This window comes from Paenibacillus lycopersici, from assembly GCF_010119935.1.
Lineage (GTDB): Bacteria > Bacillota > Bacilli > Paenibacillales > Paenibacillaceae > Paenibacillus_Z > Paenibacillus_Z lycopersici.
In genome coordinates, this window is the sequence record NZ_CP048209.1 from 3982932 (window position 1) to 4003859 (window position 20928).

A 20928-nucleotide genomic window follows, 5' to 3' on the forward strand; every position below is an offset into this window, starting at 1 on the left:
CTTACATGCTGAACCGCTGCCTGTATCCGCACTTGCGGCACAGCTCCTCCACCACTTCGCGGCGGGAGAAGCCGTCGTACATACGGTTCGCCCGTTCCCCCTCGATGATTGCCGAGAACGGAGTCTGATGAATGTTGCCCAGATCGATAACCCCTTCGCCGTCCAGGCAGCACGGAATGACGGTGCCGTCCACGAGCACGCCGGCTTGATTCCGCAGTCCGTGGCAGAAGCCGCGGCCCTCGTCTTCCTTCTCCTTCAAATCCGGCCATTTGAACTCATGGTCGTGGTTCAAGTAGATCCGGTCGGCGAGCTTGATCCCTTTGCCGCGGGTGAACTGATCCTGAATGCGGTACTCGAGCGCGAATTCCCGCTCCAGCAGGTCCAGAATGTCCTGGTTGCGCTGACGCTGCACGTTCGTCACGTTGTTCTCCGTTAGATTCCACAGCCGCAGCGAGATCAAGACGTTCGACCTGGCGACGGCTTCCTTGGCAAACGTCAGAACGCTGCCGACGTACCCTTCCTTGTCGACCGATCCTTCATGCCCGTCGAAGCTGTGCAGGGAGAAATTAATTTGGCGCAGCGCCGGCTTGCCGATGATTTTCGGTCCTGCCTTATGGAGCAGCGTGCCGTTCGTGGTCAGATTGACCTTGAAGCCGCGTTCGCCGGCGAGATCGAGCAGCACGTCGATTTTGGGATGGAGCAGGGGCTCGCCCTTGACGTGGAAATAAATATGCTCGGTATGCGGCCTGATTTCATCCAGCGTCTTCGTGAAATCCTCGATGCCGATGAACCCTTTCGCGCGATTCGTCGGCGGACAGAAGGAGCAGGCCAGATTGCAGATGCTCGTTATTTCGATATAAAATTTCTTGAATGTCTTCATGACGCCAGCGCCTCGTTTCCTCGCTTCAACCCTATGCTTTGCAATACCATACCCTCCATTATAGGACGCCGGGACGAGGCCTGTCCACTTTCGGCGCCGGGCCTTCCAGCAACTCCCTTAGGCCAACCGGCTCCATACAAAGAAACAGGACCTTCGGAAAGGCCCTGCGCTTGTACGGGATGTATTCGGTTCGGCATATGCAGGCCTGCGCAAACGCGGCCTATGCGCCCTGGAGCAGCTTGTGCAGCTCGTCGGCCGTGCGTTCGACGTTCAGCACGTACTCGACCGCGATGTCGGGCTTGTTCTCGCTGCGGAAAATCGTTCCTTCCAGGCGATAGCCGTTCGTTCTGGCTAACGAGTAGAACTCGCAAAGCTGGTCGGCAATTCGCACGGCCTGCTCTTTGGACGAAGCCGTATACAGCGTGTTGCCGAAACTTAGCGGATTGTTGTTGCTTTGGATGTTGACATGGAAGGCATCGGCTTCGCCATTCACCTGCTCCTGCTTCACCAGAATTTGATTGTTGTAACAATTCAACAGATAATGGACTGTCATGTCATTCACCGCCTAATCACTGGTTTCGGCTCGCTTATCCGCTTGCCGTATTCCTTATTAAACGAGCCGTCGCGTCATGAAACCCGGCGCAGCCTCTATTCCTCCGCTTCGGAGAAATGCGCGCCGCAGAACGCTTCCAGCATCTGCTCTTCTTCGTCCTCCAGCTCGGCGTCGACGTATTTGTCGGTCAGCCGCTCGTACAGCTCGTACTTGACGACCCTGCCGCCGTCGCCGTCCGCGCGGTAGATGACCCGAAGATACAAGCCGCCTTCGACGTACAGATCGTCGTCCTCGGCAACCTCCGTGTCCAATTTGAATTCATACCGCTCCCCGGCCAAAATCCCGAACGGATCTTTGATTTTCTCAACGGTATAGGCTTCGATCTCGATCATGTTCCTCATCCTTCCAGACGTCGTAGCCTCCATTATACCGCGTTTGGGGACGACTTACGAACCGGCGGGACTGCGCGCTTCACTCTCTGAACTCCTCGCGCGCCGGCAGCGCCTCCTGCGGCACGCGCTTGTCCGCCATTGAGATCCGCGATGCCTGGAATCGTCCGGCATAACGGAACACCGGGCCCAGCACGGGGTTGTTGACATCGACCTTAATGCGATAGCAGCCGGCCGCGTCGTCATACCATTCATAGACGTCCGCAACGCCGGTCAACCGTTCCGGGAAACGGAACCGCAGCAACTTCTCGTAAAATCGTTGTTCGCCCGAGCGGATATGGATGCCTCCGTTCGGCGAGACGTCCAGCGCCAAGTCGACGGCCAGATGCTGCTTCGTGCCCAAGTAATCGACGATGCGCCGCCTTTCCGGGCTGTAAATCATCGTTGCGTCGAATTTGCGCACGCCGTTCGGGAATCGGAACCTCCGGCTCCACGTGACGGTTTCCCGCCCGAAGCTGTCCCTATAGGCGTAATTGGCGACCGTGAACGGAATGTTCTCGCCTGCCTGCGGGAACATGATGCGGCGCGTCGAACCGAGCAGCAGCGGAGCCGAAGCCCATTTGGCGTACCAGATCCGTTCCATGACGCCTTTGCCGATCGAGGCGACGCCGTCTTGGCTGTTGAAGCCGAACCGTTCCTGCATGCGCGGATGCAGCGTTCGAAACGAGGCGCCCAATACGCGTTCATAGATGGATTTCATAGCGTCATCGCCCTCCGTAGGATCGATTTGGCGTTCTCCGGCAGCGCCTGGCTTGCGGAAGATCGAGGCGCGTATGCAGCACTGCGAAGCAGAGCGCGATCATCCCTAGCGCGAGCGCCGCCGGGTTGTACGGCGTCGCCAGCAGCCCGGGGCTGGCCGCGGCGGCCGCCAGCGCCATGGCCGCTAACAACAGCATTTGCAGCAGCAGCACTGGGCGGCTCCGATGCAGCGGCAGCGACGCGATGCCGATGCCGGCTTCGGCCGCGCCGAGCAGCTTGACGAGCAGCGGCGCCCAGCGGTCAGGAATCCAGCCGACCTCCTGCATCAGGGCAAGCTCGCCGTGACCCGGGAAGAGCAGCTTCGGCAGCAGGCCCTGGCCGATCCACAGCAGCGCCAGCGCGGCGGCGCAGCCGTAGTGAATCAACGCTTGCCGGACGAGCATCCGCGGCGGTATGCCGTCTTCGAGCCAGATGCGGAGCGCGTCGAAGCTCCATGCGGTCACCCACCCGAACAGCGGCCGGAACAGCCAGCGGTCGAACGCCGCCCCGGTCCAGCCGAAGCGCGTCCGGTAATCGTATTGGGTCGCGAAGCGGATTTCGCGCCCTGCGCCGCCGCTCTGTTCCGGCTGTCCGGACCGTCCGGGCTGTTCGGGCTTTTCGGCCTGTTCGGCCTGTTCGGACTTTCCGGGCTGTTCCGGCTGTCCGCTCTGTTCCGGCTGTCCGGGCGTTTCGCGGCTCCCGCTCTCGCCCGCCTCCGTGTACTTCCAATATCCCGCCCCCGTGCGAATAAGCGACCACGGCTGCCGGGAACCGAATACGAGCGTCGACAGCCGCGCATTGCGCTTCGAAGCGATGCGCGAACGCGTCTCGCCCGTTCCGGCGATTCGCAGTCCGAACCCGATTCTGGTGCTGTACGTGAACCCTTGCGGCGCTTCGGAGCTCGTGCGCGGCAGATAGGCGATGTCGCTGAACCGCAAATCCCACTGCCGATGCAGCTCCGGCCGCTGCGTATGTGCCCACAGCGCTTCCATGTCGGCGCGTATCGTCGTTTCCACGTAGATCGGCTTTCTTCCGTCCATCATTCCTGCTCAGCTCCTCTCTAGCGCAAGTATAACGGCGAATCCGGCCGTTCCGGCAGAACCAACTTCCATAGAACGGCAGCACAAAGAGGTACTACGGTTTGTAGTACCTCAGCGTGCAGATGAACCTCTCCGCAACTGCCGGCTGCACAAGCGCACCCGCCTCAAAGTATCGAAGTGCCTATAATAGACGTTCCGGGCAGGCTCGTGACAACTTGAGCCCTGGAGCACGGACAGAACCTGCAGCCGCTTCGCGGGCATGGACTGGACTGCACAGAAGCTGCGACCCGGCCGTCATCATGACTGCCGGGTCGCGGTACGTCCGCCGAGCGAGGAAACGGACAGGAGATCCGTTAATCCCTTCATGATCACGTTTTCCCGTGTGTTGGCGGACAGGGGATCCGTTATATCGGCCGATTAACCTGTTTTCGAAGTCATTCGGAGTCATTAACGGATCCTGCGTCCGTGCGCTACCCCAAAAGCCCCGATTCGCCAAAATAACGGAACCTCTGTCCGCCCGTCCGGATGAAGGCAGCCCTTCAACACATACGGCGTCGAACGTTCCAGGTCAGCCTGAGGTATACGGGCAGTAGAACCTCGGCTTGTCGAAAATGCCCCAAAATACGGCCGTAAACCGCCATTTCCTGTTTCCCCGCTGCGAATTACCTGTCATCCGGCGACAGCCCTTTCCGGTTCACCTTCTCCACCGCTTCGCGGCTGCTGCGAACGCCGAGCTTCTTCAGCATCTTGTTGACCTGATTCTTCAGCGTGCTCTCGGCCTTGAACAGCTTGCGTTCGATTTGGGGCTGCGTATAGCCCTCCTCGATGAGATCGAACACTTCGCGCTCGGCGGCGGTCAGGGGCTTCAGCTGTTCTTCCCGCTTCAACCGCGCGAATTCCTTGAGCAGCGCGTCCATGGGCGCCGAATGACGGTACGCCGCGCGGATGGCGTGCGGCAGATGGAGATAATTCGTCTTCTCGATGTAATTGACGGCGCCTGCCGTGAACGCCTGCGTCATGACGGACTCCTCGCTCATCGACGTCAGCATGATGATCTTCGCTGCCGGCGCCAGCTCGTGGATTTCCACCGCCGCATAGATGCCCTCCAGCTTGCGGTCGGTCAGCTGAATATCCATCAGCACGACGTCGAACGAGAGCGACCGGGCAAGTTCGGCGGCTTCCGCGGCATTCGTCGCGGCTCCGACGACGAGCATGTCCGCTTCCCGGTTCAGAAACGTGCTGATCGCTTTTATCCAATCGAGATCGTCTTCGACCAGCAGCACGCGTATGGTGTTCATCCGTTCCGCCTCATCCTTTCGTTCGTTTGTCGCGCGGAAATATCAGCGTCGCGCGGGTTCCGCCGCCCGGCTCGCTCTTGATGTCCAGCGCGCCGCCGCTCAGCGCCATGACATTGTACACATAGGACAAGCCGAGCCCGTAATTGTCGGCGCGGCTCTTCGTGCTGAAGAACGGCTCCATCACCCGTCCAAGCAGCGCCTTCGGGATGCCCGGCCCGTTGTCGGCCACGGTCAAGCGAACGTTGCGTTTATCGCCGTCCAGCCCGATCTGCACATGTCCGCCGTGCTCCAACGCTTCAACCGCATTCATGATCAGGTTGCCGAGCGCTTCCCGGACATGAATCGGATCGAGAACCAGCGTCGGACGCTCCAGCGGGCTGAACGCGGCCGTAATCCCTTTGTCCTCCAGCAATGCGGCAGATCTCGCCAAGCTCTCCTCCGCAAGGACATCGAGCGCGCAGGGCGCTTCGTGCAGCTCGACCGCGCGCGTTCGATGGTGGATACGCGTCACCATCTCCAGCATATGCTCGGACGATTGGGCGATAATCGCAAGATGCCGCTTCGTTTCCTCGTCGGCGCCAGGCAGGTGGTGACGCAGATTGAGCGTGCTGAGCGAGATTTTGCCGATCTCGTTCTTGATGGAATGGTTCAGCAGCGTCGTTCCCGAGCTGACGGCTTGCATGGTCGCGTCAAGCGGGTCCCGCTCGATCCGCAGCTTCACGCCCAGGAATCCGTAGATGAACACGCATAACAGCGCCATCGCGAGCGAGTAAAGAACGAAGATGGAGATATACGCGAAGAAATCGAACCCGGGCTCGATGACCCGCGCCACATTGATGAATACGAGCGCCGCGAGGACGGAAGGCACGATGATCAGCGTCGTCATCAGGCGGTTCCGCCGCCGGCCCGCATCCGGCTCCTTCCACAGCGCGCGCAGCAGAACGAAACAAGAGAAGGCATAATAAGGCCCGACCCAACAGAGCAGCAAGCCAAAATCCAGCCGAAGCGCAGGCCACAGCGGCGTGACCGCCAGCATGCCCGCCGCGGGCAGCAGGAGCGCGAGCTTCAGCAGCCGCGCAGCCCCCTGTCCTGCCGGCAAATAACCGGCATAGACGAGGCTGAACGCGAGGATGCCGTACGGCGTGCACGTCTGGTTGACGTACACGACCGCATCGGCGGCATGCGCCAGGCCTGCGTCGCGCAATGTCTGCTCCAAGCCGCCGATGGCGGCGCAGAACAAGAAGAACGCCGCCCAGCGGTTCGCCCCCTGCCGCGGCTGGCTGAGCAGCAGCACGGCGCCGGCCGCCGACAGGGCGATGAAGTAGAAGATCATCTCGCCGCGCGCACCGCCCCGGTCATCGCCCCGATCGGCGCTCCTTCGAGACGCAGCAGCGCTTCCTTCGCCTCCATGCCGCCGCGATAGCCGGTCAGGCTGCCGTCCTTGCCGACGACCCGGTGGCATGGCACGACGATCAGCACCGGATTCGCGCCGATCGCCGTCCCGACCGCGCGCACCGCGGAGTCCCGTCCGATTCGCGACGCGATATCGCCGTAGGCGCATGTGGCGCCGTACGGGATGCGGAGCAGCTCCTCCCAGACCGCTTGTTGGAACGCCGTCCCTTTCATGTCCAGCGGGACTTCGAACCGCCTGGCCGTGCCTTGCAAATAGGCCTCCACCGCATCGGCGTACCGCTTCAGTGCCGCATCGCTTCGCTCGAGCACGGCATCAGGCAGCTTCTTCCCCGCCCATGCTTCAAGCTCGCTGAACGGCGCGCCTGGCGAACCCACGTAACATAATCCCGTCTCCGTCGCCGCCAAGAATAATTTCCACATCCCGCTTTCCAGCTGTGTCCAATACAAGCTATTCATCCATCCGACCCGCTTTCCGATCCGAAATCGATTTCGTTATTCTTCTGCCTGTCCTTGAGCCTCTGCGCGAGCTTGCCGATACCGGGACGGCGAGCGCCCCTCCGCGCGTTGGAATACGGTCGCGAAATGCGCCGCGTTCGGTATCCCGACCCGTTCGCCGACATCGGCCACCGGAAGCCGCGTATCGCGAAGCAGCGCTCGGGCCGCATCGAGCCGCACGCGCAGCAAGTGCGCGGCCGGCGTCATCCCTTGGATCCGCTTGAACGTGCGCTGCAGATGAAATGGGCTCACATGCTGCTCTTCCGCCAGCGACTGCAGCGTGATCCGCTCCGGGTAACGGAGCCGGATCGACTCGGCGATGGCTTCGGCCCATTCCTCGTCGGGCAGCCGCAGGCCGTCGGGCTTGCATCGCTTGCATGGCCTAAACCCCGCCGCTGCCGCCCCTGCCGCCGTATCGAAGATGCGCACATGCTCGCGTTTGGGCGCCCTGGACTTGCAGGAGGGCCGGCAGAAAATCCCCGTCGTGCTGACGCTGTAATAAAACCTGCCATCTTGGCCGGCATCGCAATTGACGATGGCGGACCAGTTGTCTTCGCTTACCACGGCACTCGCCTCCAAGGCAAAGTATACACCGCCGGATAGCCCGCATGTAACCTCTCGTGAATGGAAAAGCAAGATTACGAAAGCCGAACCCGCGCGAAATATGATACAACTAGACCATGAGGAACAACGCCCGCACAAGCGGCGCGAGTATCGGTACGCCCGCTTTTTGCACATTTACTCATTTGCTCCTTTGCTTATTTGCTCATTTGCTCCTTTGCACTTTTGCTCATTTGCCCAATTGATCATTTGCACAATCGCACGTTCGCACGATTATGAGTTCATCATTGTGCCCGCGCTTCGGGCCAAGCTCATCATCGCCAAGAAGAAGGAGGCATTACGAATCCATGACGCTTAACATAATCATCCCGCCGCGGGCGGCGTTCGATTTCGGCCACATCCTCGGCTATCTGGAACGCTCGGGCAATGAGTGTCTGTACCGGATCGAGAATCATACGATCACGAAGCTTATCCCCCTCCTGAATGACCGGGTCCTTATTCAAGCCGCGTCGCAGCCCGACGGTTCGCTCGTCATCCAATGCCCGGCGCTGAAGGAACCGCCGGATGCCGCCTATTCGAATGCGATCGCCGCGTATGTGCGGAATTGGTTCGATATGGACCGGGATCTCCGGCCGTTCCTCGCCATGGCCGCCCAAGACGCCGTATTGGCCGGCGCCGCCCGGCGGTTCGCCGGATTGCGCATCGTCGGAATCGACGACTTGTTCGAAGCGCTCTGCTGGGGCATCATGGGCCAGCAGATCAACCTCGCTTTCGCCTATACGCTCAAACGACGGTTCGTGGAACGATACGGCGCTTACGCGGAATGGAACGGGGAGCGCTATTGGGCGTTCCCGGCGCCGCGGGACATCGCCTCGATCGGCCATGCCGAGCTGCGGGACATGCAATTCACGGGGCGCAAAGCGGAATACGTCATCGGCGTCGCGCAGCTGATGGCGGAAGGCGGCTTGTCCCGCGAACGACTGCTTGCGCTGGAGGATTGGGCGGCGATCGAGCAAGCGCTGATCCGCATCCGCGGCATCGGTCCGTGGACGGCGAATTACGTGCTTATGCGCTGCCTCCGCATGCCGGCCGCTTTTCCGATCGACGACGTCGGGCTGCACAACGCCCTCAAGCATGCGCTCGGCCGGGATGCGAAGCCGACCGTCGCCGAAATCAAGTCGCTGTCCGAGCCGTGGGGCGACTGGAAAGCATATGCGACGTTCTATCTATGGCGCCTGCTGTACTAGTCCGGGCATAAGAAAAGCCGCCAGAGCGGCGGCTTATAGATCGAATTCCGATTTCGGTTTCTTCGGTTGTCGTTTGATTTTGTTCTGAACGGCCGGCAAATGCCTCATGCTGCGGTGCATCGGGCCTTTGCAGATCGGGCAAGCCTGCTCGCTAGCGGCAAATTCCTCCCGGACCCACGCTTTGCACTCCGGATTTTTGCATTTCCAAATCTTCGTCGGGATTAGTTTCGGTTTCTCTTCTTCAGTCGTTGACACATGTAAGCATCCTTTCCGTTCATCGCGCAAATTCTAGGTTGATTCTAATTCTTCCGTCGACATCCCCTGAATTGAATGTTGTGCTGCTCCGCATTGTACCCGGTTCGATAACAAACATCGTTATCAACGGTGGCGCAGCGGCTGCTATGCCCGACTCCGATCCGGTCAGGGATCACGCATGCAGCCGCCGAGTGCGCGGAGGGATAGAAGCCCGGGAGGATCGGCGCTCCCGAATAGGGCTCGCAGGCAATGCCAGCGTACCTGCTCTCATTCATCGCCATGGTGTTCACCGCATACAGCTGCAGCTGCTGTCCGCCGCCCATCCGACCTCGGCATATCGTATACCTATGTGTCCGAAGCTCTCCACCCCTGTCTCTGTTACATTGTCGGATGGGCGCTCTCGCTGGATTGTATGTTCTCCCCCGGAAGCCAATGGTTCGTTCTGCTGCAGCCGGGCTTCATCGCGGCAGCGCTTCATGCCGCTGTCCCGCAGCCTGACGTCCGTTCACGATCCGATACCGCCTTGTGCAAACTTTCCCATGACTTCGATACCGCCCGGCGCTTCCGTCATCCGCTTCTTCGCTCCTCGGCTTCGATCCCATCATCGCCATGACGGAAGAAACCTGGAACGCCAAGACGGACGTCCCCCGCGCTATTGCCTATTCTATTATAATCGCCAGCATTCTATCTGTCACACCGTCTTGTTCGGCCCCGCACGCATCTCCATAAGAAACTCGTTCCCGAACTCCGGTTCCGCAGGTCTCGCTCTTTCTCTAAAGGCCTTCTTCTTCGTTAATGTTTCCGATATCCGCTATAATTACGCACCGCCGGCCATCGTCGGCAGGCAGGCCAGGACATTCGGCTTGGGCGATATAAATGGATTTATGAGGAAAAGCAAAGAGACGGCTGACCATCCGCTAACCGGATCGACAACCGTCTTATTCGCATACATCCCCTGTTCTATTACAGCTGATCCTTCATCTAAACCTCACGCCAATCATCGCCTGAACCGTACTGCCAGTGCGTCATCTTCGAACGCGAACGCCGTCCGTCAAGTAGCCGGAACTGTCGACGACGACCTCCTGCTCCGCGAACAAGTCCCCGTCCACGGCCATCACGTAAGCGTTGGCATCGATGATTCGAACCGGCGTCTCCGCCGCGTAATAAGCGTTGCCGAGCGGCCCGCTTTCTTCCCTCAGCGTATAGACATATGCGCCCCGTTCATCCTGATGGACGGCCTTGGCGGGCACCGTAACCAGCGGAACGCCTGCGGACTTGGACAGCTTCACAATGACTCGCTCTCCGCCGCGAATCGACTCGTCCTTGAGCGCGATCGTCACCATGCGCGAACCGGTTTTGCCCGCGTTTGCGCCCGGATCGCCGCTTTCCGTTAGAACCGGATCGCCGGACACGGCCATCTGGTCGATTGCCGAGACCGTTCCCGAAAGCGGCTTGCCGCCCGGCTCGTCGAGCGAGACACCGTCCATCGTCTCGCCGATTTCGAGCAAGTCGGCCGTATCGGCGGGCACCGCCAGTTGAATCCGGTAGCCCTTGGCCGTATTCGACAAGACAATATCCGCTCCCCCTTGCGGGAAGGAGCCTTCCGCCGCATTGACCTGCATGACGATTCCGTCGAACGGGGCCGTCAATCGGCCGTTCGCGGCGATGCTCTTCTGCAGGTTGGCAATATGCTGCTGCTCGGTCGCGATATCCAGCTTCGCCGTCTCGATCGCGTTGCCGGCGCCGATTATCGCGCTCTCGCCCCCTCCGTTCGCCGCCGCGATATAATCGGCATGCAATTGGTTCATCGACAGCTCGAGCTTCTTCAGGCTTGCCTTCAAATCCGCGAGCTGCAGCTGCGCATCGTCATCGTTGTATTCGACCAGCGTCTGTCCGTCGTGCACGCGGTCGCCTTGCTTGACAAGGACATTCGCCGCCTTCCATCCTGCCGGATTCGCAAGCGCTATCGTCTCGCCGGGCTCAACCGCCGCGGTGCCTTCGTATCTATGGGTCACCTGTCCCTCCGCTGCTGCCGCCATATAAACTTTCGGCAAGGACAAGGAGCGCAGCGTGTTGCCTGCCAGCGTGAAAGCAATGAGCAGGACGACGAACAGTCCGGCTGCGAGACGGATCTTCCGCTTCCTCGACCGGATAACCAATTCTTCCATGACCACCACTCCCGATTAACCTTTGATGCCCGATTGCTGAATGCCCGCCACGAAATACGACTCCGCATACAGGAACAGCAGCACAGCCGGGGCCATATATAGCACGGATGCGGCAAACCCGATGCCCCGCGCCGAGGCGTTGATCTGCGCCAAATAGAGCGACAGCGGCTGCTTCGCCTTGTCCTGCAGGAAAATGAGCGGCTGTTCGATCATGTTCCAATAGTCGATGAACAAGAGCACCGCCAATGCGGCCAGCCCCGGCTTGGCAAGCGGAAGCACGATGCGCGCGAAGATCGTCCAATGACCGGCGCCGTCGATTTTGGCGGCTTCGACGTAAGCCATCGGAATATGCGACATGAACTGCCGCATCATGAAGACGCCGAAAGCGCCGAAGATGCCCGGCAGAATGATCGCAGACGCATGATTCATCAGGCCGAGCTTGTCGATCACCAAATAGTTCGGCACGAGCGTAACCTGGAACGGCATCAGCATCGTCATCAGATAGACCGCGAACAGCTTGTCCCGTCCCAAGAAGCGCAATTTGGCGAATGCATAGGCCGCCAGCGAGGCGACGGCAGCCTGTCCGGCAACGATCGGCACGACCAGCAGGACCGAATGCCAGAACATGCTCATATACTTCGGACTGAGAACGAGCACCTGCGCGTACTGCGCGAATGTCAGCCAATCGGGAAGCAGCTTCAGATTGACGAACGCGTCCCTGCCGCCATGCGCGGTATCGACCATCCGTCCGAGCAGATCGTAATTCCGGCCGATTTCCGCTTGCGTCATCAAGGAATTCGTGAATGTGAGCAGGACCGGAATCAACATCGCTCCCGCGAACGCTCCGATCGCCAGCGACAGCGCGAGACGCGGCAGCTTTGCCATGCCTTTCAAATTGGACCGCCCCTCTCTATTCCGTGTTGTCCCTGAACCGGCGCTCGATGCGGAGCAGGCCCATCGCCAGCAGGACGATGCAGCCGACCATCAGCACGGCCGCGGCCGTCAGCTTCTGCACGTCGAGTACGTAGAACATGTTGTTCATGTAGTGCTGCAGCATGTACAGCCGGTCGTAAGGATAATCGCCCGCCAGCAGATACGTCTCCCGAAACACCTTGAACGAGTTGACGATCGAGATGAGCAGGACGAAGAACATCGTCGGCGTCAAATACACGAGCGTGATCGTTCGAAATTGCCGGAATCGGCCCGCTCCCTCGATGGACGCCGTCTCATAGTAATCCTTCGGGATGGACTGCAGGCCGGCCAGGAACAAGACCATGTTATAGCCGGCGTTCTTCCAGACAAACATGGCGACGATGACGCTCATCGACCCATTCGATTGCAGCCAGTCGATCCGCTCCTTCCCAAGCTGATGCAGCCAGGCATTCAGCGTGCCGTTCCAATCGAAAAAAAGCTGCCATACGGTTACGACCGATGCGACGGGCACGACGAGCGGCAGCATGATCGATGACCGAAGCCAGCCTCGCGCATAGAGCGGCCTGTTCAGCAGCAGCGCAAGCGTCAGCGACAGCGCGATCAGCAGCGGAACGCCGATGCCGGCGAATATCAGCGTGTTCCCCGCGGCCTTGAGGAAGGATTCGCTGTCCAGCAGCTCGGCGTAATTGCGGAAGCCGACGAACTTCCCGGCGAGCGCGCCGTCCGTGAACGATTCGTACAGGCCGAGCAGGAACGGAGCGAGATAGAAGAGCGCAAAGCCGGCCGCGCTGGGCAGCAGGAACCAAAGCGCCTGGAAGCCGTCCTTCCGCAGCCGCGCGAACGGCGCCGTTCTACTCATTGAGGTATGTCGTCACTTTGTTCTGAACGAGATTCGCGACATCCTCCGCCGACTTCTGCCCGGTAAAGTAAGCTTTGGCTTCCGTGGTGACGATTTCCCATACCTTGTCGGAACCGGTATCCCGGACGGAATGGACGGCGCCGTTCACGTAACCGTTCAATCCGTCCAGCATGCCGTCGTCCACCTGGACGGCTTCGCCTTGCAGAGGCCCTTCGGGATACGACCCGAACGACCCTTGCGCCTTCAACGCCTGGATCTGCTTGGCATAAGCGGCTTTGTTGATCGGGAATCCGGTCGCGTTCGACGGGGCCTGCACCGCTTCCGACGTCAGGTACTTGACGAAATCCCAAGCTTCCTTCTTCACCTTGGAATTGTCGGCAATGGCGACGTTCCGGTACGTTTTGAAATAACCGCCTGCCGCGGTGTCCTGCGCATGGGGCTTGGCGTACAGCTTCATTCGGTTGCCGAGCTCCTTATGGGTCACCTTCACGCCGAGCGCGATGCCCTGCATCGTTTCCAGGTAATCCTTCGGCGAATTGATCTGGACGCTCCGGAAATACGCATTCGCGCCTCGGCCCAGGTTAGAGACGACGCCGTCGTCGTACAACGTCTTCACCTGCTTCATCAGCCCCGTGAAAGACGCCGAGTCGAAATGCGCCTTATGCTCCGCTTCATCCATGAACAAGCCGTAATTATCGCCGACCATTTCGCCCAGCAAATATTCGGGGCTTGAATACGACAGCGCGGAAGGCAGCGGCCCGTTCGCCGTCAGTGCCTCCGCCGTCTTGGCGAAATCGTTCCAGGACCAAGCCAGATCGTCGAACTTCGCCCCGGTATCGGCAATGGCGTCCGCGTCGCCCGCGAAGCCCATCAGGAAGAAGGAGAGCGGCATCTCGTAGAGCGAGCCGCCTACGCGGACGTTGTCCAGGACATTGCCGAAGTAATCGTCCTTGCGAAAGCCCGAATCCTGCTTCATCATCGGGTTCAGGTCCGCCAGCAGATGATGCTTGACGTAATTGTCCGCGGGCAGCAGGTCCGTCTCGAGAACGTCGGGACCTTTGCCCGCCAGCATCGCCGCGTTCGTCGACGTCACGTATTTCTCGATATCGGCTTCCAGCGTCGCATCCGTGGAATCGACGTGTTCCAGCTTGATCTCGACGTCGGGATGCAGCGCTTCATAGTTCTTCTTCGCGTCCTCGTACTTGTCGTCATGCCAGAAGGTCGAGAACACGATCGTCTTCTTGCCGCCCGCGCTCCCGTTCGACCCTTCTGCTCCGTTCGCCGCGTCCTTCCCGCCGCGCTCGTCCGCCGTGCCTGCCGCCGCCTTGCCCCCGGATGACGCATTGCCGGAAGAAGCGCCGCCGCCCGTTCCTTCTCCGCTCCCGCAAGCCGTTAAGGCAAGCGCAAGCATACAGCTCGCCATCAGGCTCGTGCCGATTTTATTCATGGTCTGATCTCCTTCTCCTTCGCTCGGAATCGATTATGCCCGCTTGGCGGGCACATCCACAGCTTAGAGGAGAGATGTCTCCGAAACTTCGACCGGTTGCGAACAAAATGTCTCCGAATTTCAAACAAAACGGCAGGCCGGACGGAACGATCGCCCAACCTGCCGCGGCTAACGGTAGAAGAAGCAGGCGCTGTCGCACTGCTCCTGTTAAGATCGAAACCGAATGATGAACGGCAGCTGATCGACGACCGGGTTCGACTCGACTGCCGGCATGCCTTGCGCCGCGGCATGGGCATATCGTTTGCGCCCATCGACCAGCAGCGCGCCGCCGTCCAGGCTCCAGTCCATCCGCAGCGGGTAGACGCCTTGATAGACCGCCTCGCTGTACAGGATATTGTTGCCCTGCAGCTTGCCCGCGAAGATCGTATCCTTCTCGTCCTGCGTATACGCAATCGACTTGCGATCCGCCGACAGCCGGAAGCTGTCGACCTTCTCCAGCAGCACGGACAGCTCTCCGTTGCGGATGTCGTATTGGAACAGCGTGCCGTCAGAGCCCAGGAACGCGAACTGGCTCTCGCCGACCCAGGCGCTCTCGCCGAAGCCTGAAGGGCGGTCGTATTGAACGGCATACCCGTCCCCGTTCCGCTTGGCGAACGCGACCGTCTTCCCGGTATCGATTAACGCGCCGCTGCCGTCGTCCGACAGCGCGACCTTGATGAGCTCGCCGTACGACTGCAGTCCCGTCAGCGGGTACAGCTCGGCCGTACGATCAACCGTATCGCAAACGACGATGCGCAGCTGCCCCCTCTCTTCCGCCGAGACGACGAGATACGAGACGAACCGGCCGTTGTTCGACCAGCTCAAGCTGCCCGAGAGCATCTGCCATTGCCCGTTCGGCGGCGCGGCCATGTGCGCCGATTTCCCGTCCGTTAACGACGCCAGCGTCAATTCGGTACCGGTCTTCGCCTTCGCAATGAATGCCGTCCGCGTTCCGTCCGGCGATAAGGCGTACCAGCCGGCAGCTGGAACCGTGCCTTCCATCGGCTGGAATTGCTCGTAAGGAGGCGCGAGACGCTGCAGCTGAAGCCCGGTGCTCGTCGCTGCCCGGCTCTCCGCGCTCAGCGCGACGAGATCGGCGTTGTTCGCCCACCCCAGCAGCTGCGCGCCGTTCGCGGCGGAAGCCGGCAGCCGGTAGATGGTTTTCACCCGGAAGGACTGACCGGTGGTCGCCCCGCTGTTCATTTGATCGTCGTCCGTGCCGGGGATCACGATCGTCTCCGATCGCGGACCGCCCATGCAGCCGGAAGTCAGCAGCAGGATAAGCGCCGCCAACGCGAAGAGCGTACAGCGCCGTCGCAGCTTCGTCATCGTCCTTCCTCCCTTCCCGCGGCGGGCAGCTCCACGCGGACGGTCGTACGCCGCTCATCGGAGCGGATGGCGATCGTCCCTCCGTGATCGTCCACGATCGCTTTCACGATGCTGAGGCCGAGCCCGACGCTGCCTTCTTCCTTGAATCGGCGGTCCCCCGAATTGAAAGGCTCGAACACGGCGGACAGCTGGCCGGAAGACAGCGTTTCGCCCGGATTGGCGAATTCGAACCATACGATCCCCGCAGACGCGTCCGTATCGGCCGAGACCGCGATGTCCGAACGCGGCGAGCTGTACTTGATCGCGTTGTCGAGCAGATTAATGAAGAGCTGCCGGAGCCTGTCCCCTTGGCCGAGCACGTACAGCGCGTCTTTCGCTTCGGGAACGATCCGTTTGTTGTACCGCTTCGCCCGAATGCCCATCGCGTCGCATACGTCGCGCAGGATCGTTCCGGCTTCGACGAGCTCGAGAGCCTCCCGGTCCGCTTGGCGCCGCGAAACCTCGAGCAGATTCAACACCATGCCGTGCAGCCGCCTGCTTTCGTCCACGATATGGTTCATGCCTTTATCGAAGAACGCGGGATCGTTCGTCCCGTTCTCCCTAATTAACTCGGCGTAGCCCAGAATGGACGTCAGCGGCGTCTTCAGCTCGTGCGTTACGTTGTCGAAGAACCGTTTCTCCTGTTCGTTCAGCTGCTTCAACCGGTCGCGGTCATGGGCGATCATGGCGATTTGGCTGCTGATCCGGCCGATCATTTCGTTGAAATTGGCTGCCAGCCGCCCGATTTCGTCCTTTCGCCTGATACGGCTCCGAACGTTCAAGTTCCCGCCGATGACTTCCGTTGATACGCGCGTCAGCTTGACGAGCGGAATCGTGATATGCCTGGACAGCAAGTAAGAGAACAGAAACGCCGCCGCGAATATCGCCAGCGCCACCTCGAAGACGACGTTCAAGATGCGCTCGCTCTGCTCGTACAGCGGGGAGAAGTCTTCCGCGTAGCGCAGAATGCCTACCTTCACGCCGTCGATTATGACCGGGTAGGAGAAGTAGACGGAACCTTCGCTGCCTTTGTACGTGATCGTATAGGCGGTTCGGCCGTTCAGCGCTTGCTTCAGATCGTCCGCGGGCCGGCCGGCAAACGCGACTTCGTCCGAGGCGTACAGGAGGATGCCGTCGACCGTATACGCGGCCACTTCGCACGAAGCGGCGCGATGCAGATCGTCCACCATCTCCTCGGCCATCTGACCGAAGTACAGGTTATTATTCGTAAAATGGTTAATGAGAAACGCCTGCCGAACATAGACGTTGCCGTTGTTCTTCAGTCCGATCAGGTCGGAGGCGATGATCTTCTGGTTGCTCGTCCGAATGACTTCCTTCAGGGTCAGGTTAAGCACGACGAAAGCAAGCCCGAAGATCACGAAGAAGCCGATGACGAATTTGGCCCTTATCGTCCGGAACATGCCGTCAATCCGCCCTTTTCTCGCATTTGTAGCCGATGCCGAACACCGTCGTGATCAGATCCCCCGCATCGAGCTTCTTGCGCAGGCGCTGGATATGGGTATCGACGGTTCGCGTGTCGCCGGGGAAATCGTAGCCCCAGACGAGATCAAGCAGTTCCGTCCGCGAATAGATCCTGCCCCGGTTCCCGAGCAGCGTCAGAAGCAGGTCGAATTCCTTCGGCGTCAGCTCGACGGGTTCGCCGTCCTTCGTAACCAGCCGCTCGGCCGGCGCGACGTCGATGTTGCGCAAGCGAATGACGTTATCGCCGCTCGCGGCATCTTCGATCTGGCCGGCCTGCGCGATCCGCCGTAGTATTGAGCGAATCCGGGCAATGACTTCACGAAGGTCGAACGGCTTCGTAATATAGTCGTCGGCGCCGAATTCGAGGCCGAGAATTTTGTCCGTAATATCGGATCGCGCCGTGATCATGAGGATCGGCAAATTATAGTTCGCGGTCACCCTCTTGCAGATGTCCAAGCCGCTCTGGTCCGGAAGCATCCAGTCGAGCAGCAGCAGATTCGGACGGAACCGCTCCAGCTCCTTGAGGCCGTCCGCCCCGTTCGAAGCCGTGCGCGCGAGGAAGCCCTCCCGCTCCAGACCGTATGCCAGCAAATCCGCGATCGCTTCCTCGTCTTCGATGATCAGTATTTTCGTTTTGTCCATTCGGGCTCCCACCTTGTTCTGTTCCGCATGGCTTGCGCGTACCTCGTAAGGCCCATAGTAGCATAGCTGCCCGCCTGAATAAAATCGAGCAGGCGCCAGCAGAACCCCGCAGCCGTCAGCGTTCTCCGAAATATTGCTTCAGCCCGTCCGCGATCGCCTGCGCCTCGCGCGATTGTCCGTCGCCGCTCAGCATGACCGCTTCCTCCGCGGGATTCGTAATATATCCAGGCTCGATCAGAACCGCCGGCATCGTGCTGAGCGACAGTACCTTGAGCGATTCTTGCTTTACGCCGCGGTCCTCGAAGCCGAGCGCGTCAACCAGCTGCTTATGAATGATATCCGCCAGCCGAAGTCCGTCGTCGAACCGGTAATAGGTTTCCGTACCGGCGACGGTCTTGTCTTCGAAAGCATTGCCGTGGATCGAGATCATGACATCCGCATGCCAGTCATTCGCCATGGCGGCCCTGTCGTCAAGTTCGACGAAGGTGTCGTCGGTACGCGTCATACGGGGCTCGAACGCCGGATCTTGCTTCAACAGGTCGTACAGCTTCGCTGCAAGGGCGAGATTGCTGTCCTTCTCCCATTCGCCGCCGCTGCCTTCCGAACCCGGATCCTTGCCGCCGTGGCCCGGATCGATCATGATCTTGTACGGCTTGTCCGAGGCTTCTCCCGGGCCGATGCCTGCTCCGGCATGCCGATCCGCAAGCGGCATATTCATGCCGGAGCGACGATCGTTCTGCGCAGCTAGCGCGCAGCCGATCACGATCAGGATGCAGAATAATAAAATAAAGCCGGCCAGCCCTTTCGTGCTTCCCGTTCTCTTCATGTTGTCCTCCCGGCTTGCGATAGTCGCAGTAAGTTCAACATCATCATAACGTCCGAATGTCACGGCGGCGTCTACGGGATGTCAACAAAATGTCTCCGACTTCGCCGGGCGGACCGGACATGCCGGCAAGAGGGGCGGTCCGCTCTATTGGACGGACTGCCCCTCGATTCACTCGGTCCCTATTTACGCGGACGATCTGAAGTGGTAGTATGAAACAATCAACCAATCATCAGACATCCTACGTTTGATAAGGAGGACGAATACATGTTGAATAAATTGAACCGGATTTCGCTGTCGGATCAAGCCTATGGCGAGATGGAACGAATGATCGCCGACGGTACTTGGCCGCTGGGCGCCCGCATTCCAAGCGAACCGGAGCTGATGGCGCAGCTCGGCGTCAGCCGCAATACGCTCAGGGAAGCCACCCGGGCGATGGTCCATGTCGGCATGCTGGAGACGAAGCAGGGCGACGGCACCTTCGTGGCGGCGACGAGCGAACTGAACGCGATCCTGCAGAAGCGCATGCAGCGCTCCTCGGTGCTGGAGACGCTCGAGGTCAGACACGCCTTGGATCGTCAGGCGGCATCGCTCGCCTGCTCGAACCGGACGGAGCAAGATCTCGAACGGATCAGGCACGCCAACGCGGCATGCATTGCCGCGTTCCGCGCTCAGAACCTCGAAGCATTCGTCAGCGCGGACTGGCAGCTGCACCAGGCCATCGTCGCCGCTTCCCATAATGCGTTATTGCTTGACATCTACACCAGCCTGTTCGAGGAAATCCAGGTGTCTATCGCGAGCACGACGGAATTCTCCAACGATGCGATTACTGGCCATCCGGGGCTCGTGGCGGCCATCTCGAATCGCAATGCGGCCGCGGCCGAGCAGGAAGTCGACGCCTATATCGCCTTGACCAAATCCATGTTGCACGAAACGGCAGAAACGGAGACCCCATGACATGACAGCAACGAATACACAAACGCTCGCCAAAGCTTACGCACAGCCTGCCCGCAGCCGCAATGCGGCGATGCTGCTCGCCGGCATCGTCTTGATCGCCGCCAACCTGCGAATGCCGCTTACGTCGGTCAGCCCGCTGATCGGGCTGATCCGCAGCGATTTTCCGATTTCCGGCACATTGGCAGGCATGCTGACGACGCTTCCCCTGCTCGCCTTCGCCGGCTTGTCGCCGTTCGTGCCGCGCCTTGCGCGCAGGTTCGGCATGGAATACACGCTGTTCGTCGCCCTGATCGCAATGGTTGCCGGCAGCCTTGTCCGCGATGCCGGCGGCGTCTCGGCTCTGCTCGCCGGCACCGTGCTTACGGGCCTTGGCATCGCCTCCGGCAATGTCCTGCTTCCCGCGATGATCAAGAAGGAATTTCCCCGGCGTCTAGGCTTGACGACAGGAATCTACTCCATCTCGATGAATGTCTTCGCCGCGGCCGCATCGGCCGTCAGCGCGCCGATCGCGAACGGCACGAGCCTGGGCTGGCGCGGAACATTCCTCGCCGTCGCGTTTATCGGCGTCCTTGCGCTCGGCGCCTGGATACCGCAATTAAGGCATAATCGTACGGCGGCCGTCACCTCGGCGGCTGCGGCGGACAGGAAACAGAACGTATGGCGTTCGAGGCTCGCCTGGCAAATTACCCTCTTCATGGGACTGCAATCATTCATCTTCTACGTCTTCGTCGCGTGGCTGCCCGATATGCTGCTGTCCCAAGGCATGAGCAACGTGGAATCCGGGTACATGCTGTCGCTGCTGCAGGTCGGCTTGATGCCGTTCGCGTTCCTGATTCCGATCATCGCGGGCCGGCTGAAGAGCCAATTGGGGCTGCTTGTGCTGACCTGCTGCTTCTACTTAGCCGGCTTTGCCGGCTTGCTGGCCGCGGACGGCAATCCGGTCATGACTTCGATAGCGGTCCTCGCGCTTGGCGTCGCCGGCGGCACGTCCTTCAGTCTCGCGATGATGTTCTTCAGCCTGCGCACGCGAACCGCGAGGGAAGCGTCCGAGATCTCGGGCATGGCCCAGTCTGTCGGCTATTTGCTCGCCGCGGTCGGGCCGTTCCTGTTCGGCGTGTTGCACGACGCCGTCCGCAATTGGACGCTGCCGATGTTCCTGCTGGCCGCCGCCGCGCTGCTGCTTCTCCTCGTCGGGACCGCGCCCGCGAGAGGCGGATCGTATCTTTTCAAGCCTGAATAAAATCCGGAAGAGCGCAAGAAGACATTGCTTCTTGCGCTCTT

Annotated in this window: 21 protein-coding genes; 3 read left to right on the forward strand and 18 right to left on the reverse strand. The window is 60.3% G+C overall.

Going from position 1 to position 20928, the window contains the following annotated elements:
• Window position 1 precedes the first annotated feature (1 nt).
• The 9 genes from GXP70_RS17485 to GXP70_RS17525 form a co-directional block, all read right to left on the reverse strand.
• Entirely contained in the window at window positions 2-880 is an 879-nt protein-coding gene (locus tag GXP70_RS17485; RefSeq protein WP_162358019.1) for a radical SAM/SPASM domain-containing protein, read from the reverse strand.
• Between the two features lie 220 nt (window positions 881-1100).
• A complete protein-coding gene (locus GXP70_RS17490) occupies window positions 1101-1433 on the reverse strand; it encodes a hypothetical protein (protein WP_162358020.1) in 333 nt (110 codons plus the stop codon).
• A 95-nt stretch (window positions 1434-1528) separates the two neighbouring features.
• Entirely contained in the window at window positions 1529-1825 is a 297-nt protein-coding gene (locus GXP70_RS17495; protein WP_162358021.1) for a DUF6509 family protein, read from the reverse strand.
• A 79-nt stretch (window positions 1826-1904) separates the two neighbouring features.
• On the reverse strand, window positions 1905-2582 hold the full coding sequence (locus GXP70_RS17500; protein ID WP_162358022.1) for a DUF4166 domain-containing protein: 678 nt from the start codon (window positions 2580-2582) through the stop codon (window positions 1905-1907).
• 4 nt (window positions 2583-2586) lie between these two features.
• Window positions 2587-3663: a DoxX-like family protein gene (locus GXP70_RS17505; protein ID WP_162358023.1), complete on the reverse strand. Its 1077-nt coding sequence runs from the start codon at window positions 3661-3663 to the stop codon at window positions 2587-2589.
• A 659-nt stretch (window positions 3664-4322) separates the two neighbouring features.
• A complete protein-coding gene (locus tag GXP70_RS17510; protein ID WP_162358024.1) occupies window positions 4323-4958 on the reverse strand; it encodes a response regulator transcription factor in 636 nt (211 codons plus the stop codon).
• A gap of 10 nt (window positions 4959-4968) precedes the next feature.
• Window positions 4969-6291, reverse strand: a complete 1323-nt coding sequence (locus GXP70_RS17515; RefSeq protein ID WP_162358025.1) for a sensor histidine kinase — start codon at window positions 6289-6291, stop codon at window positions 4969-4971.
• A complete protein-coding gene (locus tag GXP70_RS17520; RefSeq protein WP_162358026.1) occupies window positions 6288-6827 on the reverse strand; it encodes a methylated-DNA--[protein]-cysteine S-methyltransferase in 540 nt (179 codons plus the stop codon). Before GXP70_RS17520 ends, GXP70_RS17515 begins: the two co-directional genes overlap by 4 nt.
• Before the next feature lie 36 nt (window positions 6828-6863).
• Window positions 6864-7430 carry an Ada metal-binding domain-containing protein gene (locus tag GXP70_RS17525; protein ID WP_225442457.1) on the reverse strand — a complete coding sequence of 189 codons (567 nt, stop codon included), beginning with the start codon at window positions 7428-7430 and terminating at the stop codon, window positions 6864-6866.
• 344 nt (window positions 7431-7774) lie between these two features.
• On the opposite strand from GXP70_RS17525, the gene GXP70_RS17530 reads away from it, so the two are divergent.
• A complete protein-coding gene (locus GXP70_RS17530) occupies window positions 7775-8674 on the forward strand; it encodes a DNA-3-methyladenine glycosylase 2 (RefSeq protein ID WP_225442458.1) in 900 nt (299 codons plus the stop codon).
• A gap of 33 nt (window positions 8675-8707) precedes the next feature.
• On the opposite strand, the gene GXP70_RS17535 is transcribed toward GXP70_RS17530, so the two are convergent.
• From GXP70_RS17535 to GXP70_RS17575, 9 genes are all read right to left on the reverse strand, one after another.
• A complete protein-coding gene (locus GXP70_RS17535; RefSeq protein ID WP_162358029.1) occupies window positions 8708-8929 on the reverse strand; it encodes a cold-inducible protein YdjO-related protein in 222 nt (73 codons plus the stop codon).
• 1025 nt (window positions 8930-9954) lie between these two features.
• Window positions 9955-11097, reverse strand: a complete 1143-nt coding sequence (locus GXP70_RS17540; protein WP_162358030.1) for an efflux RND transporter periplasmic adaptor subunit — start codon at window positions 11095-11097, stop codon at window positions 9955-9957.
• 15 nt (window positions 11098-11112) lie between these two features.
• Window positions 11113-11982, reverse strand: coding sequence for a carbohydrate ABC transporter permease (locus GXP70_RS17545; RefSeq protein WP_162360531.1), 870 nt, complete (start codon window positions 11980-11982; stop codon window positions 11113-11115).
• 25 nt (window positions 11983-12007) lie between these two features.
• Complete coding sequence (locus tag GXP70_RS17550; protein ID WP_162358031.1) at window positions 12008-12889, reverse strand: carbohydrate ABC transporter permease; 882 nt, start codon at window positions 12887-12889, stop codon at window positions 12008-12010.
• Complete coding sequence (locus GXP70_RS17555; RefSeq protein ID WP_162358032.1) at window positions 12882-14336, reverse strand: ABC transporter substrate-binding protein; 1455 nt, start codon at window positions 14334-14336, stop codon at window positions 12882-12884. Before GXP70_RS17555 ends, GXP70_RS17550 begins: the two co-directional genes overlap by 8 nt.
• Window positions 14337-14543: 207 nt before the next feature.
• On the reverse strand, window positions 14544-15704 hold the full coding sequence (locus tag GXP70_RS17560; RefSeq protein ID WP_162358033.1) for a hypothetical protein: 1161 nt from the start codon (window positions 15702-15704) through the stop codon (window positions 14544-14546).
• A complete protein-coding gene (locus GXP70_RS17565) occupies window positions 15701-17164 on the reverse strand; it encodes a sensor histidine kinase (protein ID WP_162358034.1) in 1464 nt (487 codons plus the stop codon). The genes GXP70_RS17560 and GXP70_RS17565 overlap by 4 nt, the downstream gene beginning before the upstream one ends.
• Before the next feature lie 4 nt (window positions 17165-17168).
• Window positions 17169-17867, reverse strand: coding sequence for a response regulator transcription factor (locus tag GXP70_RS17570; protein WP_162358035.1), 699 nt, complete (start codon window positions 17865-17867; stop codon window positions 17169-17171).
• Between the two features lie 115 nt (window positions 17868-17982).
• Window positions 17983-18693, reverse strand: a complete 711-nt coding sequence (locus GXP70_RS17575; protein ID WP_162358036.1) for an N-acetylmuramoyl-L-alanine amidase family protein — start codon at window positions 18691-18693, stop codon at window positions 17983-17985.
• A 264-nt stretch (window positions 18694-18957) separates the two neighbouring features.
• Between GXP70_RS17575 and GXP70_RS17580 the strand changes: the two genes are divergently transcribed.
• Together GXP70_RS17580 and GXP70_RS17585 are read left to right on the forward strand one after the other, a co-directional pair.
• Window positions 18958-19647: a FadR/GntR family transcriptional regulator gene (locus GXP70_RS17580; protein ID WP_162358037.1), complete on the forward strand. Its 690-nt coding sequence runs from the start codon at window positions 18958-18960 to the stop codon at window positions 19645-19647.
• Between the two features lie 70 nt (window positions 19648-19717).
• Window positions 19718-20887, forward strand: coding sequence for a CynX/NimT family MFS transporter (locus GXP70_RS17585; RefSeq protein WP_318652438.1), 1170 nt, complete (start codon window positions 19718-19720; stop codon window positions 20885-20887).
• The last annotated feature ends 41 nt before the right edge of the window (window positions 20888-20928 follow it).

Coding starts and splice junctions, on each gene's coding strand:
- GXP70_RS17485 (WP_162358019.1), bottom strand. CDS start 880: ATGAAGACATTCAAGAAATTTTATATCGAAATAACGAGCATCTGCAAT.
- GXP70_RS17490 (WP_162358020.1), bottom strand. CDS start 1,433: ATGACAGTCCATTATCTGTTGAATTGTTACAACAATCAAATTCTGGTG.
- GXP70_RS17495 (WP_162358021.1), bottom strand. CDS start 1,825: ATGATCGAGATCGAAGCCTATACCGTTGAGAAAATCAAAGATCCGTTC.
- GXP70_RS17500 (WP_162358022.1), bottom strand. CDS start 2,582: ATGAAATCCATCTATGAACGCGTATTGGGCGCCTCGTTTCGAACGCTG.
- GXP70_RS17505 (WP_162358023.1), bottom strand. CDS start 3,663: ATGATGGACGGAAGAAAGCCGATCTACGTGGAAACGACGATACGCGCC.
- GXP70_RS17510 (WP_162358024.1), bottom strand. CDS start 4,958: ATGAACACCATACGCGTGCTGCTGGTCGAAGACGATCTCGATTGGATA.
- GXP70_RS17515 (WP_162358025.1), bottom strand. CDS start 6,291: ATGATCTTCTACTTCATCGCCCTGTCGGCGGCCGGCGCCGTGCTGCTG.
- GXP70_RS17520 (WP_162358026.1), bottom strand. CDS start 6,827: ATGAATAGCTTGTATTGGACACAGCTGGAAAGCGGGATGTGGAAATTA.
- GXP70_RS17530 (WP_225442458.1), top strand. CDS start 7,775: ATGACGCTTAACATAATCATCCCGCCGCGGGCGGCGTTCGATTTCGGC.
- GXP70_RS17540 (WP_162358030.1), bottom strand. CDS start 11,097: ATGGAAGAATTGGTTATCCGGTCGAGGAAGCGGAAGATCCGTCTCGCA.
- GXP70_RS17545 (WP_162360531.1), bottom strand. CDS start 11,982: ATGGCAAAGCTGCCGCGTCTCGCGCTGTCGCTGGCGATCGGAGCGTTC.
- GXP70_RS17550 (WP_162358031.1), bottom strand. CDS start 12,889: ATGAGTAGAACGGCGCCGTTCGCGCGGCTGCGGAAGGACGGCTTCCAG.
- GXP70_RS17555 (WP_162358032.1), bottom strand. CDS start 14,336: ATGAATAAAATCGGCACGAGCCTGATGGCGAGCTGTATGCTTGCGCTT.
- GXP70_RS17560 (WP_162358033.1), bottom strand. CDS start 15,704: ATGACGAAGCTGCGACGGCGCTGTACGCTCTTCGCGTTGGCGGCGCTT.
- GXP70_RS17565 (WP_162358034.1), bottom strand. CDS start 17,164: ATGTTCCGGACGATAAGGGCCAAATTCGTCATCGGCTTCTTCGTGATC.
- GXP70_RS17570 (WP_162358035.1), bottom strand. CDS start 17,867: ATGGACAAAACGAAAATACTGATCATCGAAGACGAGGAAGCGATCGCG.
- GXP70_RS17575 (WP_162358036.1), bottom strand. CDS start 18,693: ATGAAGAGAACGGGAAGCACGAAAGGGCTGGCCGGCTTTATTTTATTA.
- GXP70_RS17580 (WP_162358037.1), top strand. CDS start 18,958: ATGTTGAATAAATTGAACCGGATTTCGCTGTCGGATCAAGCCTATGGC.
- GXP70_RS17585 (WP_318652438.1), top strand. CDS start 19,718: ATGCTGCTCGCCGGCATCGTCTTGATCGCCGCCAACCTGCGAATGCCG.